13 protein-coding genes and 3 tRNA genes are annotated in these 13,768 nt (G+C 71.4%); 9 read left to right on the top strand and 7 right to left on the bottom strand.

Features of this window, described 5'->3' with window-relative positions:
• A partial coding sequence (locus ACFFRH_RS32810) for an ATP-binding cassette domain-containing protein (protein WP_386161277.1) occupies positions 1–208 on the bottom strand: 208 nt, incomplete at its 3' end.
• A gap of 234 nt (positions 209–442) precedes the next feature.
• The gene (locus ACFFRH_RS32805) at positions 443–1,756 is read right to left on the bottom strand and encodes an ROK family protein (RefSeq protein ID WP_344744132.1); all 1,314 of its coding nucleotides are present in this window, start codon (positions 1,754–1,756) and stop codon (positions 443–445) included.
• A 243-nt stretch (positions 1,757–1,999) separates the two neighbouring features.
• Here ACFFRH_RS32805 and ACFFRH_RS32800 point away from each other — a divergent pair, with 243 nt between their 5' ends.
• Positions 2,000–3,283, top strand: coding sequence for an ROK family protein (locus ACFFRH_RS32800; RefSeq protein ID WP_344744131.1), 1,284 nt, complete (start codon positions 2,000–2,002; stop codon positions 3,281–3,283).
• 109 nt (positions 3,284–3,392) lie between these two features.
• Here the strand turns inward: ACFFRH_RS32800 and ACFFRH_RS32795 are convergent, their stop codons facing one another.
• Complete coding sequence (locus ACFFRH_RS32795) at positions 3,393–4,388, bottom strand: isopenicillin N synthase family dioxygenase (protein WP_344744130.1); 996 nt, start codon at positions 4,386–4,388, stop codon at positions 3,393–3,395.
• 178 nt (positions 4,389–4,566) lie between these two features.
• Between ACFFRH_RS32795 and ACFFRH_RS32790 the strand changes: the two genes are divergently transcribed.
• Together ACFFRH_RS32790 and ACFFRH_RS32785 are read left to right on the top strand one after the other, a co-directional pair.
• Positions 4,567–4,857, top strand: coding sequence for a hypothetical protein (locus tag ACFFRH_RS32790; RefSeq protein WP_344744128.1), 291 nt, complete (start codon positions 4,567–4,569; stop codon positions 4,855–4,857).
• 93 nt (positions 4,858–4,950) lie between these two features.
• Positions 4,951–5,454 (top strand): NUDIX hydrolase, encoded by a 504-nt coding sequence (locus ACFFRH_RS32785; protein WP_344744126.1) that lies wholly within the window; start codon positions 4,951–4,953, stop codon positions 5,452–5,454.
• A gap of 40 nt (positions 5,455–5,494) precedes the next feature.
• Here the strand turns inward: ACFFRH_RS32785 and ACFFRH_RS32780 are convergent.
• The 3 genes from ACFFRH_RS32780 to ACFFRH_RS32770 all read right to left on the bottom strand — a co-directional run bounded on the left by ACFFRH_RS32780 (position 5,495) and on the right by ACFFRH_RS32770 (position 6,037).
• Positions 5,495–5,567, bottom strand: a tRNA-Leu gene (locus ACFFRH_RS32780).
• A 205-nt stretch (positions 5,568–5,772) separates the two neighbouring features.
• A tRNA-Pro gene (locus ACFFRH_RS32775) sits at positions 5,773–5,845 on the bottom strand.
• A 120-nt stretch (positions 5,846–5,965) separates the two neighbouring features.
• Positions 5,966–6,037: transfer RNA gene (locus ACFFRH_RS32770), tRNA-Gly, on the bottom strand.
• Positions 6,038–6,898: 861 nt separating this feature from the next.
• On the opposite strand from ACFFRH_RS32770, the gene ACFFRH_RS32765 reads away from it, so the two are divergent.
• Entirely contained in the window at positions 6,899–7,870 is a 972-nt protein-coding gene (locus ACFFRH_RS32765; protein ID WP_344744125.1) for an alpha/beta hydrolase, read from the top strand.
• A gap of 56 nt (positions 7,871–7,926) precedes the next feature.
• Here the strand turns inward: ACFFRH_RS32765 and ACFFRH_RS32760 are convergent, their stop codons facing one another.
• Positions 7,927–9,003, bottom strand: coding sequence for a radical SAM protein (locus ACFFRH_RS32760; protein WP_344744124.1), 1,077 nt, complete (start codon positions 9,001–9,003; stop codon positions 7,927–7,929).
• A 322-nt stretch (positions 9,004–9,325) separates the two neighbouring features.
• Here ACFFRH_RS32760 and ACFFRH_RS32755 point away from each other — a divergent pair, with 322 nt between their 5' ends.
• From ACFFRH_RS32755 to ACFFRH_RS32735, 5 genes are read left to right on the top strand one after another with little or no spacing between them, the layout of a single operon-like run.
• Entirely contained in the window at positions 9,326–9,550 is a 225-nt protein-coding gene (locus tag ACFFRH_RS32755; protein ID WP_386161272.1) for a hypothetical protein, read from the top strand.
• 35 nt (positions 9,551–9,585) lie between these two features.
• Positions 9,586–10,737, top strand: a complete 1,152-nt coding sequence (locus ACFFRH_RS32750; protein ID WP_386161270.1) for a radical SAM family protein — start codon at positions 9,586–9,588, stop codon at positions 10,735–10,737.
• A complete protein-coding gene (locus ACFFRH_RS32745) occupies positions 10,734–11,597 on the top strand; it encodes a sugar phosphate nucleotidyltransferase (protein WP_386161268.1) in 864 nt (287 codons plus the stop codon). Before ACFFRH_RS32750 ends, ACFFRH_RS32745 begins: the two co-directional genes overlap by 4 nt.
• A complete protein-coding gene (locus tag ACFFRH_RS32740) occupies positions 11,594–12,844 on the top strand; it encodes a DUF6365 family protein (protein ID WP_386161266.1) in 1,251 nt (416 codons plus the stop codon). The genes ACFFRH_RS32745 and ACFFRH_RS32740 overlap by 4 nt, the downstream gene beginning before the upstream one ends.
• A 7-nt stretch (positions 12,845–12,851) precedes the next feature.
• Complete coding sequence (locus ACFFRH_RS32735) at positions 12,852–13,763, top strand: radical SAM protein (RefSeq protein ID WP_344744120.1); 912 nt, start codon at positions 12,852–12,854, stop codon at positions 13,761–13,763.
• Positions 13,764–13,768: the final 5 nt, after the last annotated feature.

Below are 13,768 nucleotides of genomic sequence, written 5' to 3'. Positions count from 1 at the left end.
ACGTGATCGTCCCCTCGTCGGGCTGGTGAGCGCCCGCCAGGGTCTTGATCAAAGTGGACTTCCCGGCGCCGTTCTGGCCGAGCAGGCAGTGCACCTCGCCCGCACGGACCTCCAGGTCGACGCCGTCGAGGGCGCGCACTCCGGGGAACTGCTTGACGATCCCTCGCATCACGAGGAGGGGTGCCGAGTCGATTGACGGCTCCGGCATGGGGGGCCTCCGTGGATCTTTACAACAGAATCTCGATGGGGATTTCGCCGCGAGCTTCTATGACAAAAAGGACTTTAGCGACAAAAGGGATCCCGCCCGTCCGGCCGGGGGCCGGACAGCACCAGCGTGGCGCCGCCGAGGTCGGCGGGAACGACGGCGTCACGAATCCGGTTTTCCGGTCGGACGGACGGGATGCTTGGGGGGCGGTACCGGCTCCTCAAGAAGGATGGCGTCTCATTCGCGCTCCTTCTCGGGTGCCGGTTCCGCCAGGCGGACATCGATGGCAGTGGGGTTGGAGAGCACCCTCTCCGTGACGATCCCGGCGGCGCCGCGCGAGGCGGCGCCGAAGCCGAGATCGGAGGCGACGAACTCGCAGCGGGCGACGGATCCCTCCACGCCCAGCCGTCTCAGCTCCGCCTGCGCCACCGGGATGAGCCGGTCGGCGAGCTTGGCGAAGTAGCCGCCGATGACGATGACGCGCGGGTTGAAGAGGTTGACCAGCGTGGCCGAGCCCCGCCCGAGCCAGCGGCCCACCTCTCCGATGGCGAGGTCGACCCGGGGGTCACCGGCGGCCCAGCGTAGCTCGATCTCGGCCAGCCGCTCCTCCGGGTCGCGCATCACCCCGTCGTGCATGCCGTAGGCGTGGTCGGGGGTGGCCATCCGGACCAGGGCGGCCAGGCCGACCTTCGTCTCCCAGCAGCCGATCCGGCCGCAGCCGCAGCGCTCACCGGAGGGGTCGACCATGACGTGGCCCACCTCGCCCGCGAAGCCGTCGGCGCCGCTCAGCAGGCGCCCGCCCGAGATCACGCCGCCGCCGATGCCCACCTCGCCGGTGAGGTAGACGAGATCGGACGTGCCGGAGGCGACGCCGCCGGTGAACTCCGCGAGGGCCGCCAGGTTGGCGTCGTTGTCCACGCTGATCGGCACGTTCGGCGGCACTCCGGCGCGCACGAGCCACTCCGCCACCGGGACGCCGTACCAGCCGAGGTTGGGGGCGACGTCCACGATGCCGGTGGCGGTGTCCACGAGACCGGGGACGGCCACCGTGATCCCGGCGATCCTGACCTCCAGGAGATCGAGCTCGGCCATCGCCTCCCCGATCACCCGGGCCAGCTCCGTCAGGGAGCGCTCGGAGTCGCAGCCCATGGAGTCGAAGCTCACCCGCCGGTCGATCAGCACCCTGCCACCCAGATCGGTGGCGAAGGCGGCGATGTAGTCGGCGTTGACCTCAAGACCGAGAGCGCCGACACCGGCCCCGTCCAGGGCGAGGGCGAGGCCGGGGCGGCCGACGGCACCCGCGTGCTGCGGCCCGATCTCCTTGAGGAGGCCGCGGGCCTGCAGCTCGCTGACGAGGCTGGTGACCGTGGTCTTGTTCAGGCCGGTCTCCATGGCGACGACCGACCTGGACCGCGGGCCGTACTCGCTGACGTGACGCAGCACCAGGGACAGGTTGGACCGGCGCACCGTGGCCTGATCGGCGGGGGTGCCGGCCGACCTGTTCGAGCTCGTCGAACCGCCGTTGCGACTGCCGGTCCAGCTACGGTGCACGTCACTCCCCTCAATTAATTTGCATGACTGGCCGAATTAAATGCTCAGTTTCGAGGTGGGCGCAAGGCCCGAAACGTTTCGATCTGCGTAACGTTTTTGTAACACGGTCGCGCGTTATACACGCGTACGTCACACGGAAGACAGATATCGAGTCGTTACCGGCCACCTGGTGCGCGACAGGACACCTCTGTGTTACAAATCGAATTAATTTCTATCCGAGACAAATAAAAGCCAGGTGACCGCGTGACCCAGGAGCAGCGCCAGGCCCGTACGGTGGGCGGCACGCCCCAGGCCGCGGGTCACGCCTCGCTCCGCCGGACGAACCTCTCCCTGGTCCTGCGCCACCTGCGCGAGCACGGGTCCACCTCCCGCTCCGACATCGCGGAGGCCACGGGCCTGCACCGGGCCACCGTCTCCAACCTGATGGTCGAGCTGCTCGACCGGCGGCTGGTCCAGGAGGTGGGCGTCGACCACGCGGGCACGGTCGGCCGCCCCCGGCGGGCGGTGGCGCTGCACGGCGCGCACATCGGCGCCCTCGGGCTGGAGCTCAACGTCGACTACATCGCCGTGCACGGCGTCGACCTCGGAGGCAACGTCCTGGTCGACCGCCGGCTGGGCTTCGACGCGGCGGGCAGCGGCCCCAGCCGCTCGCTCCGCGAGCTCGGCCTGACGGCACGCGAGGCCATCGAGGAGATGACGCGCGCCGGGGCCGACCCGGCGGGCATCGGGGTGGCGGTCCCCGGCCTGGTCGACGTCGACCACGGGGTGGTGGCCTTCGCCCCCAACCTCGACTGGCACGACGTTCCGCTGGCCGCCCGGCTCTCCTCCGCCCTCGGCCCGCTGCGCGTGCCGGTGGCCGTCGACAACGACGCGAACCTCGCCGCCCTCGCCGAGTACACCTCCGGGGTGGCGGCCGGTACGGCCGACATGGTCTACCTCACCGGCGAGGTCGGCGTGGGCGGCGGCATCATCGTGAACGGCAGGCTGCTGCGCGGGGCCGACGGTTTCTCCGGCGAGGTCGGGCACCTGCCGGTCGACCCGAGTGGCGGGCGCTGCGGCTGCGGACGCTTCGGCTGCTGGGAGACGAAGGTCGGCCTGGCCGCGCTGGTGCGCATGGCGACCCCCGAGCGGGCGTACGGACCGGGCTCCGGCCCGGTGCCCGACCCCGAGGAGCGGGTGGCCGAGATCGCCCGCGACCTGGCGGCCGGTGACCGGCAGACGCTGGTCGCGGTCGCGGAGGCCGGCCGCTGGCTCGGGCTCGGCGGCTCGATACTGGTCAACCTCTTCAACCCGCGCGTGATCGTCGTGGGCGGTTACTTCGCCACCCTGGCCGACTGGATGCTCCCCTTCGCGCAGGCGGAGCTGGAGCGCCTGGTCGTCGCGGGCCCCGCGGCCCGCTGCCGTTTCGTCGCCTCCGACCACGGCTTCGGCGCGGCCTCCCGGGGTGCCGCGAACGTGGTGATCAACCAGATCGTCAACGACCCCACCGCGATCATGCGACCCACGCCCCAGCCCTCGGGCGCCTGACGCCCGCGGTCCTTCCCGGAGTTCTTTCCGAGCGGTTCCCCTGGAAGGGGCCCCTCGGAGCGGTCCCCCGCGAAGCGGTTTCCCTCGGGACGGTCTCCTCCGGAGAGGGTCAGAGCACGTCCTCCCGCAGTCGCGGGAAGACCTTGGAGACCTTGGCCAGCAGATAGTCGCCGTAGGTTCCGGTGAAGGCGCGCAGGTCCTGGCCGTCCCAGCGGGCGCGGCCACCGCCGGCGGCCTCCCGCGAGGGCAGCGGCGGCACCTCCGCGTCCCAGGCGGGGTCGAAGAAGAACGGGAACGACAGCCGCTCGTTCCCGCTGACGTTGCGCACCCGGTGGGGCGTCGAGCGGTAGAAGCCGCCGGTGAGCCTGTCGAGCATGTCGCCGATGTTGCACACGAAGGTGCCCGGGATCGGCGGGGCCTCGACCCAGTCGCCGCCGGCGTGCACCTGGAGTCCCCCGTTGCGGTCCTGGGCCAGCAGGGTGAGCAGGCCGTAGTCGGTGTGCTCCCCCACCCCCCACCCGTCGGCGTCCGGCGGGGCCGGAGGGTAGTGGAATATCCGGAACAGGACGGTGGGGTCGGCGGTGTAGCCGGTGGCGAAGTAGTCCTCCGCCAGCCCGAGGCTGAGCGCGACGCCGCGCATGACCGACTGCCCGAGATCGGTGAGCCGGTCGAGGTGTTCGAGGACCGCCTCGCCCAGCTCGGGCACCCCGGCCGGGAACAGGTTGCGGCCGTGCAGCGGCAGCCGGGCGCGGGGGTCGTCCTCGGGCAGCTCGGCCCCGAAGTAGAGGCCCTCCTTCAGGTCGGGACGGCCGGAGGTGAGCTCGCCGCCCACCGGGAAGAACCCCCGCCAGGCACGGCCTCCCCGCTCCATGGAGATCTCCGCCTTCACCTCGGGCGGCAGCGAGAAGAACCGGCGGGCGGCGGCGTCGAGGCGGTCGAGCAGCGAGGACGGCACCCCGTGGCCGGAGACGTAGAAGAAGCCGGTGTCGCGGCAGGCCCGCTCGATCTCGCGGGCGACCCGCTCGCGTTCCGCGGCGGACCCGCCCCGCACCAGGGCGCTGACATCGATCACCGGTATCCGCTCCACCCGGCCATCATCGCCCATCGATCCGTTCCCGCCGTCCCAGGGACCGGCCGGGCGGGTCGTGGACGAGTCGCCGCCGAGGATACCGGGGCCTCGCGGAGTGGAGATTCCGGGGTCTCGCGGAGTGTGGACGCCGGGGTCTCGCGGAGCGTGGCGCGGGGGTCTTGCGGGGCGGCGGGAGCGGGCGTACGGTCCCGCCATGACCGTCGTTCACCACCCGCGCGTGGCCTGGGAGGGCGCGCGCACCTTCGTCAACGCCGCCGACGACGACGTCTACTGGTGGCTCAGTGACGCGGTCGGGCGTTCCCTCGGTGTCGTCCACCAGACGAGACTTTCCGAGACGCGCCTGCGACTGCGGCGCGAGAACGCCTGGCTCGCCGAGACCGCGGCCTGGCGGGTGCGCCTGGAGGACATGTTGCAGGACCGGCCCGATCTCGCACCGGTCGTGCTCCAGCTGGTCACGGAGACCTCACGCCGTCTCTCCCGCTGAGAACCGGCGTGCGGCAGGGCCGACCCCTCCCGCTGAGGATCGGTGTACGGGGGGCCGAGCCGCGGGGCGGGATGATCTCTTACGATCGGGGACGTGACCACCCCCATCTCACGTCCCAGCGCCCGGATCCTGCTGGTCGACGCCGCCGACCGTCTCCTGCTGTTCCGCTATCCGGCCCCCGCGCGCTGGCCCGCCGAGCACTACTGGATCACACCGGGCGGCGGGGTGCACGAGGGCGAGACGCTGGTCGCCGCGGCGGTCCGCGAGCTGCGCGAGGAGACGGGACTGGATGTCACGGAAGAGCGCATGGGGCCGGTCGTGGCCCGCTCCTCCGGCCTCACCTGGTTCGGTGACGTCCGGATCGCCGCGGTCGACTCGTTCTTCTTCCTGCGCGTCGACGACCACACCGTCGACGCCTCGGGACAGGAGGAACTGGAGCGCTCGGTGATCTCGGCGCACCGCTGGTGGACGCGGGACGACCTCCTGACCACCCGCGAAACGGTCTTCCCCCTCGACCTGGGGATCCTGCTGGCCGATTTCCTCGCCGGTGACCTCCCCGCCGAGCCCCTCCTGCTGCCCTGGCCCCACAACGATTGACGCTCCAGGTGTTCGGATGCCGGCTCACCGCCGTGTCGCGTGCCGCCCCAGGGATTCGAACCCTGATCAACCGGTTCCTGAAACCGGCGCCTCTGCCGTTGGGCCAGAGCGGCCGGGCGCACCCCGCGGGTGCGCCGGTGTCACGATGTCGCTGCGCTGCTCGTACTGCTCGTGCTACTCGTGCCGTTGTGTCGTTCGTGTCGCCGTGTCACTCGTACTGCTTCGTGTCGCGGTGTCGCCGTGTTTTGCTCATGTCGCCCGTGCTGTTCGTGTCACCGCGCTGCTCGTACTGCTCGTGTCGCGGTGTCGCTCGTGTCGTCGGAACGGCAGGGCTCGAACCTGCGGCCTTCCGGTCCCTGGCCGGATGCTCTTCCTGCTGAGCTACGCTCCGTCACGCGTCCGGGCCGGTTGGCGTGGGCCGTACCGGACGCGCCGTGGTCCTGTCGACCGGGCGGGGGTCGCCACTCCCGTCGCCGAGTCCCAGTCCCATGCCCCGCTCCCGCGAGGGCAGAGCCGCAGCGGGGGTTCGAACCCCGTCCTGCCGGGTGGAAGCCGGCTGCCTTACCGATTCGGCCTCTGCGGCGTGTCTCCCGGAATATTCCGGAGTGAATCCATTCGCGCCGTCCAGGGACGGAGCATGAACGGATTCGCGTTCAACGTGTGCTGCGCTGTGGATTTGTCGAGAGCGGGAAACGGACTCCCGCGCATGGTGGGCAAAGCGGTATCACCTGGTGCCGGAAACGAAGAAGCCGCCTGGAATGACGTCTCCGGCGGCTCGGTGGTTTCCCTCGCAGGGATCATCCACCTGGCCATCCGGGGATCAGGACACTATCGCTGAGCAGCGGGAACGCCTCAAGCCCTCGCCGCCACACCGATGATGTCCCGTGCTTCACTTTCGTTCCTCTCCGAGGTGCGGAGCGGATGCTCCGGCCTTTCCCCATTGAAGGGTAAAGGCGGCCTCCGGCGCCAATGGTTTTATCCCTCTTTTCCGTCGACGGTGTTTCCCCGGGGCCGATGTGGAATTCACCGGCCGTGGTCGTGCCGGCCCTGCCCTTATCTGCCCGGCCCGGAATCGGCCTGGAATCGGCCCGCCTCGGCTCAGATCCAATCACCCCATCCCGGATCCGCCCGGCCGCCTCCCCTGCGTGAGCCCTACCTGAGCTCTCCCTGAGCCCTCCTTGAACCCTCCGTGAGCCCGGGACGACCGGAGCCGTCTCGCCGGACCCCGCGCACGCCGACGCCCGCGACCGCGGGGTCCGCACGATCGACGCGGAGTCACCGGTCCTCGCCCGCCGGCCGGCTCCCGGCCGTCCGCCGCCTGGCGGGCGGCGGGTCCCTCATCGCGGCCACCTTTCGGTTGTGAGTGGGCGCGGGCTCACGCATGATCGATGGAAAGAGCCGATCGCGCGAACCGGCGTCCCCCTCTTCTGATTAGGTGAGTGACATGGCACTTCATCCGAATATCGATCCCGGGCTCGCCGCCGCCCTCGAGGCGAACCCCCTCCCTCCCGTGGACTTCGGCTCCCTGCGGCTGGAGGATCTGCCCGACGTACGCCTCCAGATGGACGCGGCGCGTGCGGCGATGGCCCCGCTCGCCCCGGACGAGCGGGTCACGATCGAGAACCGGACCGTCCCCGGCCCCGACGGCGATCCCGACATCCGGCTGCGGATCTACCGCCCGGTCGGGCAGCAGGGCGCCGTCCCCGGCCTGTACTGGATCCACGGCGGCGGGATGATCATCGGCGACGTCGACATGGAGGACTCGCGCCTCAACGCGTACGCCGCCGAGCTGGGATGCGTGATCGTCTCGGTCAACTACCGCCTCGCTCCCGAGCACCCGGACCCGGCGCCGGTCGAGGACTGCTACGCGGGCCTGGTGTGGACCGCCAAGAACGCCGCCGAGCTGGGCATCGACCCGGAGCGCATCGCGGTGGGCGGGATCAGCGCGGGCGGCGGGCTCGCCGCGGGAACCGTGCTGCTGGCGCGCGACCGTGGCGGCCCGGCCCTCGCGTTCCAGCTCCTGATCTGCCCGATGCTGGACGACCGCAACACCACCCCCTCCAGCCGCGAGTTCGTCGAGGCGATCGTGTGGAACCGGGGGGCGAACCTGCTGGGCTGGAAGGCGCTGCTGGGTGAGCGGGTGGGCGGCGACGACGTCTCCCCGTACGCGGCCCCGGCCAGGGCGGACGACCTGTCGGGCCTGCCCCCGGCGTACATCGACGTCGGCGAGCTGGAGGTCTTCAGGGACGAGTGCTTCGACTACGCCCTGCGGCTGGTGCGGGCGGGCGTCTCCACCGAGTTCCACCTCTACCCGGGAGCCTTCCACGGCTTCGACGGGATGATCCCGGAGGCGGAGATCAGCCGCCGGGCCGCCGCCGAGCGGGTGGTCGCACTACGCAGGGCCCTGTTCGGCTGACGGCCCGCCCGCCGCGGTCCCGGGGGCGAGACCCGCACCGCCTCCGGGGGCGAGATTCACACCGCCTCCGGGGCCGCGGCGGGTGGCGTCCCCGGACAGGCCCGCGCCGACGGGGACTCCGGGGGCGCGGCCTCCGCGGGAGCGGACGGCGAGGTTCCCGGGGAGCCGGGCGCCGGGACCAGCGCCAGCGCGCGCAGGAGCGCGTCGCGCTCGCCGCCGGCGCGTCTCAGCATGTGCCGGCAGATCCCGCAGATGCCGGAGAACTCCCGGTGGGCGAGGTCGCGGTAGCGAGGCAGCGCGGTGAGCGCCCCGGTGCCCAGGGTGCCCAGCACCGCGAGGAACGGGTCGGCGGCGAGGTCGGCGAGCGCCCGGCGCACGCCCTCGCGGTCGCCGGCCAGGCGGTGCAGGTCGGCGGGCCCGGCCCCCATGATGACGTTCTCGTCGCAGCAGGCCGAGATCCGCCCGTCGTAGCGGACCGTCGGGGTGTGCGCGATCGCGCACCGGCCCAGCCGCTCGCCGGTCACGCGGCGGGGGCCGGGGAACAGGCCCCGGGCGCGGCCGTACGGCAGGGGCGCGACCGGGTGGATCTCGGCGTGGTCCCGCCATCCGGCCCCCAGCGCGCCCGCGAGGAGATCCCGCGCGTCCTCGATCTGGGCGGGGTCGTCCAGGACCTGGGCCACGAGCCACGCGCCCGCGTCCGCGACGGCGCGGGCCGCGGTGGCCACGGCGGCGCGCGGGCTCGTGTGGTGGGCGTCGACGCCCAGGACGACACAGGCCGACAGGCTCAGGACGGACCGGACCCATTCGGGTGGATCGCCTCCGGCGCCCCAGTGACCACTGGTGTAGGGGACGAGCGCCTTGCCCGACTCGTGGATCCGCCGGGCGGCGTGGGAGAGCCCGCGCCGCTCCACGAACGGCTCCCCGCCGGAGACGCCGACGACCCGCAGGTCCTCGTCCGCGCAGAGCCCCTCGACGATCTCCTCGAAGAGGGCGTGGTCGGTGATGCGCGGGCCGTCGGGGCGGGAGTCGACCGAGCAGTGGGCGCAGCCGACGGGGCAGCGGTCGGTGATGAGGAGCAGCGCCGACCTCCCGCGTTGCCGCCGCAGGGCGTCGAGCTCGGCGAGCCTGAGCATGTCCCGACGGTACGCCGCCCATGCCGCGCCGCGGTCGCCCGGCGGCGCGGACAGGCCGCCCCGCGCGGCCGCTTACGCCGTTCCGGCGGAAATCCAGGCCGTTCGTCCGTGCGCGTAGGCCGGTCGTCCGTACGCGTAGGCCGCGGCCCGCGCCGGTCTGTCCGCGGGGGCGCGGTGATCAGCCGTCCGGTACCGGGTCCTTCGTCTCCCGGCGGGCCTGGAATACGCCTGCCAGGCGGTGGTTCGGGGAGCGCCGGATTCGTAACTTGATCGCGTGGGAAGCCCGAACGGCCCACGGAACCCCGTCCCATGGGAGGGACCAATGAGCGAGTCTCCACGCGTCCGCGATCTCGTGCAGCGCGCCGCATCCGACCCCGCGTTCGCCGAGCAGCTGCTCAGCAACCCGGAGTCGGTCGCCACCGAGTACAGCCTCGGCACCGACCAGATCGACCAGATCAAGGAACTGGCCGGCGCCGGCCTGCTCCAGCCCGCCGTCGAGGCGCACACGGTTCCGGTCAAGGAGCCCGGTGGTGGTGGCTACTACTAAACCGCGCGGCCACTACTAGCTCTCCAGGGGGTGTCGTGCACTTCAACTCGATACTGGTCAGCGTCACCGAGATCTGCACCGTAGGCTGCCGGCACTGCGGTTTCACCGGTTCCACGCGGGACCGCCAGCCGACCGCGGACGATATCGGGCGCTGGGTGGCACAGGCGTGCGACAGCGGCATCCCGGAGATCATCTTCACCGGCGGCGAGCCCTTCCAACGGTTCCGGATGCTCAAGTCCGGGGTCGGGGCCGCCGCCGGCCATCCCGGCGCACCACGGATCTCGGTGTTCACCAGCAGCTTCTGGGGACGCTCGCCCGCCGCGGTGGACAAGATCCTCGGGCAGTTGCCCGGCCTCACCCGGCTGTTCCTCAGCACCGACGTCTACCACCAGGAACGCGTGCCCACCCAGCACGTGGTCAACGTGATCGAGGGGGCGATCGCCCGGGAGATCCCGGAGATCAGCCTGTGCATCACCATCGCGGAGGACCACGAGGAGGAGCAGATCCGGAGCCTGTACCGGCGCTTCGAGGACCGGGTGCGGGTGCACGTGGACCGGGTGATCCCCACGCCGTTCATCAAGACGGCCCACCAGGTGGGCGTCCCGCCCGACCCGGAGAACTTCTCGGCCTCCTGCTATCTGGAGACCCCGCTGATCAACCCGAACGGCGACCTGTCGGCCTGTCACATCGGCAAGGCCGGGGCCTACGTCACGTTGTCGGACCTGGCCTACTTCATGGGCAACCTGCACGAGAAGTCGTTCGGGGAGATCCTCGACGACGCCGACCACAACTACGAGTACCAGTTCCTGCGTGTGTACGGGCCGCAGGGCGTGGCACGGATGGTCGCGTCCTCCCCCGCGGTGCGCAAGCTGTTCAAGGGGACGAACTTCACCAACGGCTGCGATCTCTGTTACAAGCTGCTCCGCTCGCTCGACGGGCGGGCCCGGCTGCGCGAGATCGCCGCCGACCCGTTCCAGCGCGAGCTGATCGACGCCGTGCGGCTGGTCCGGTTCGGCGAGCGCGCGCCGGAACCCCGGCGGCCCGCGCCCGGCGCCCCGGCCGGCCCCTCCCTGCCCGTGCCCGCTCCCGCCCTGCCCGGTGCCCCCGTGTCCGGTGCTCCCGGGTCCGTGGTCGGTGTCCCCCTGCCGCTGATCGACGCTCCCCAACCAGTAAGGAGTGGCATGTGACGAGCACGAACCTCGTCGGACTCGTACCCGCCGCCGGCCGGGGCACCCGGATGGCCCCGCTCCGCTACCCCAAGGAACTGCTGCCCATCGTGTACGAGCCCGCCGAGGGCGGCGCCCGGCTGCGTCCCGTCGCGGAGTACGCGCTGGAGTCGCTGGCGGGGGCGGGGGTCACCAGCGCGATCCTGGTGGTGGCCCCCTGGAAGCTGGAGGTGGTCTCCTACATCGGGGACGGGCGCCACCTCGGCGTCGACGTCGCCTACCTCTTCCAGGAGGAGGCGCGCGGCCTGGCCTGCGCGCTCGACCTGGCCCACGGGTGGACCAGGGGACGCGACGTCGTGTTCGTCATGCCCGACACGATCTTCACCCCGTCCGACGCGCTCTCGCGGCTGCGCGACGTCTACGAGCGGACCGGCGCGGACCTCGCGCTCGCGGTCTTCCCCACACCCGACGCGCACCGGCTGGGCCCGGTGGTCGTGCGCGGGGACCGCGTGCACCGGGTGTTCGACAAGCCCGCCGACCCACCCGTGATGAACACCTGGGGCGCGGCGATCTGGGGGGACGCCTTCGCGAGGCTCCTGCACGAGGAGCTGCTCCGGGACATCGGCCGGGGCACGGTGGACAGCACGGTGGACAGCACGGTGAACGGCACGGTGGACGGCACGGTGAACGACACCGTGGACGGCACGGTGAACCACGCCGCGGGCGAGCCGGTGCTCGGCCACTACTTCGACCTGGCGGTCCGCCACGGCCTGCGGGTCCGCGCGGCCGAGTTCCCCGGCGGCACGTTCCAGGACGTCGGCACGCCGTTCGGCGTCCGCCGGTCCCTGGAGGGGCCCTCACTTCTGGCGGTGAACCCGTGAGACTCCTGTTCTTCGCGATGAGCAGCGCCGGGTACGGCGAGACGCTCATCGGCATGTCGCTGGCCCGCCAGCTCAAGCCGACCGGGATCGAGTGCTTCTTCATCGTCGAGCCCATGTCGGAGAGGCTGCTGCGCGGCAGCGGGTTCCCGTACCTGGTGCTCGACAACTCGATGCGCGGGTTCGCGACGCTGCTGGTGGACGAGACGGTCCGCGAGTTCCGCCCGGACGCGATCATCCTGTCCGACTACTTCACCTACTGCGGCGTGTTCCCCAAGCGCTACGGCGTCGACCCGTGGTTCATCGAGCGGTACGGCCTGCCGATCATGCCGATCGACATCTGGGAGTGGTCCGGCACCGACTTCGCGGTGGACGTCTTCCACGGCAAGTCGATGGGCGTGAGCCGGAAGATCATGGACATGCCCGCCCACCTGCGCCCGGCCCCGATCTGCCACCTCGAACCGGAACCGCACGCCTACCCCTTCCGGCTGTGGGAGGGCAACGAGAAGGTCAGCCGCCGCACCCGCCACCACCTGCGCGAGACGTTCGGCATGGCGGAGGAGGACCGGATGGTGCTGCTCGCGGTGGCCGGGTGGCAGCAGGACAAGTACGCCGACGAGAACGGCGACCAGATGGCAGCGCAGGTCCCCGAGCTGATGGTGCACTACCTGCGGCAGCTGCCGCCCAGTGCCCGCTTCGTGTTCGTGGGCAGCGTGCCGCCGGTGCTGTCGGGCCTGGCCGACCGCGCGCACGTCATCCCGGCGTGCTCGCCGCACCGGTTCAACGTGCTGCTGGGCTCGGTCGACCTGGTCCTGACGCTCAACCTGCCCGCCACCACCCTGGCCAGGGCGGTGCTGTCCGACATCCCCGGGCTGGTGCTGACCAACAAGTTCGACGTACCGGAGAAGCAGGACATCGACCGGGTGGAGGCCGAGCTGGGCGGCCTGTCGGAGGACGTGCGGTCGTGGCTGTCGCGGACCCTGCCCATGTATCCGTTCCGGATGTGGCCGCTGGGGTTCCACAGCTTCCTCGACCCCATCCTGGCGAACAACCCCTACATGTCGACGTTCGCCCACGCCGAGCTGCTCGACGAGCCCGCCGTGCTGGCGGCGCTGCACGGGGTGCTGTACGACCGCGGGGTCCAGGACGACCTGGCGCGCGAGCGGGCCGCGTACCTGGAGAAGCTGACCGATCATCCCGGCACCCCCGAGGTCTTCGCCTCGGCGGCGAGCCGCCTGGGCCTGGAGTGAGGTGGACGTGAAACAACTGAGCATGCACGTGACCGACCTGTGCAACGAGAAGTGCGGCTTCTGCGTCGTGGGGTCGCCGCTGGCGAAGTCCGACAGCGTGGAGTACGGCGACCTGATCCGCTTCCTCGTCGAGAACTCCGGCCAGGACTACGCGTCGGTGAACCTGCACGGCGGGGAGCCGACGATCCACCCCCGCCTGTTCGACCTGCTGCGCACGATCAGGCTGCTGGAGTACCCGCGCGTGGAGATCCAGACCAACGCGCGGCGGCTGAGGGACCCGGAGTTCACCCAGCGCCTCGCCGACCACGGGGTCGAGCTGTTCGTGGTCTCGCTGCACGGCTCCACCTCGGTCATCCAGGACTGCCTGACGCAGACGCCGGGCGGGTTCGACGAGACGATCGAGGGCATCCGCAACGCCAAGCGGTCGGGCGTCGCGGTGCGGACCAACACCGTCATCACCCGGCTCAACATGGGCCGGTTGATGGACATCTGCAAGCTCTGCGTCGACCTGGGGGTCGACCACGTCAACATCTCCAACCTGCACCCGGTGGGCAGCGGCTTCTTCGCCCTGGACATGCAGGCGCCCACGGTCGCCGAGACCCGGACGCACCTGCTGCCGGTGATCGAGATGATGCTCGCGTCGCCGGCGCGGCTGACGCTGGAAGGCTTCCCGCTGTGCGTGGTCACGCCGCACGAGGAACTGGCCATCGAGGACGGGACGCGCTCGATCCGGATGATGTACCAGGGCAGCGTCGTGGACGACTACGACGCGTTCATGGACGACGAGATGCGCTCGTACGGGCCGCCCTGCGAGGGCTGCCCGCTGCGGGCGCAGTGCGGCGGCGTCTACAACGAGTACGCCGAGCGCCGCGGCTGGGAAGAGTTCGGCCTGCGCCGGCCGTCCCCCATCGGCGGGTGACCGGG

It is taken from the genome of Streptosporangium vulgare, from assembly GCF_042428775.1.
Lineage (GTDB): Bacteria > Actinomycetota > Actinomycetes > Streptosporangiales > Streptosporangiaceae > Streptosporangium > Streptosporangium vulgare.
Note: the sequence above shows the minus strand (reverse complement) of the source record. Positions and strands in the feature narration are given on the sequence as shown.

Bases quoted from the DNA above. Each gene is read 5' to 3' on its own strand.
- ACFFRH_RS32765 (WP_344744125.1), top strand. From the start codon at position 6,899: ATGGCACTTCATCCGAATATCGATCCCGGGCTCGCCGCCGCCCTCGAG.
- ACFFRH_RS32795 (WP_344744130.1), bottom strand. From the start codon at position 4,388: ATGGGCGATGATGGCCGGGTGGAGCGGATACCGGTGATCGATGTCAGC.
- ACFFRH_RS32755 (WP_386161272.1), top strand. From the start codon at position 9,326: ATGAGCGAGTCTCCACGCGTCCGCGATCTCGTGCAGCGCGCCGCATCC.
- ACFFRH_RS32790 (WP_344744128.1), top strand. From the start codon at position 4,567: ATGACCGTCGTTCACCACCCGCGCGTGGCCTGGGAGGGCGCGCGCACC.
- ACFFRH_RS32760 (WP_344744124.1), bottom strand. From the start codon at position 9,003: ATGCTCAGGCTCGCCGAGCTCGACGCCCTGCGGCGGCAACGCGGGAGG.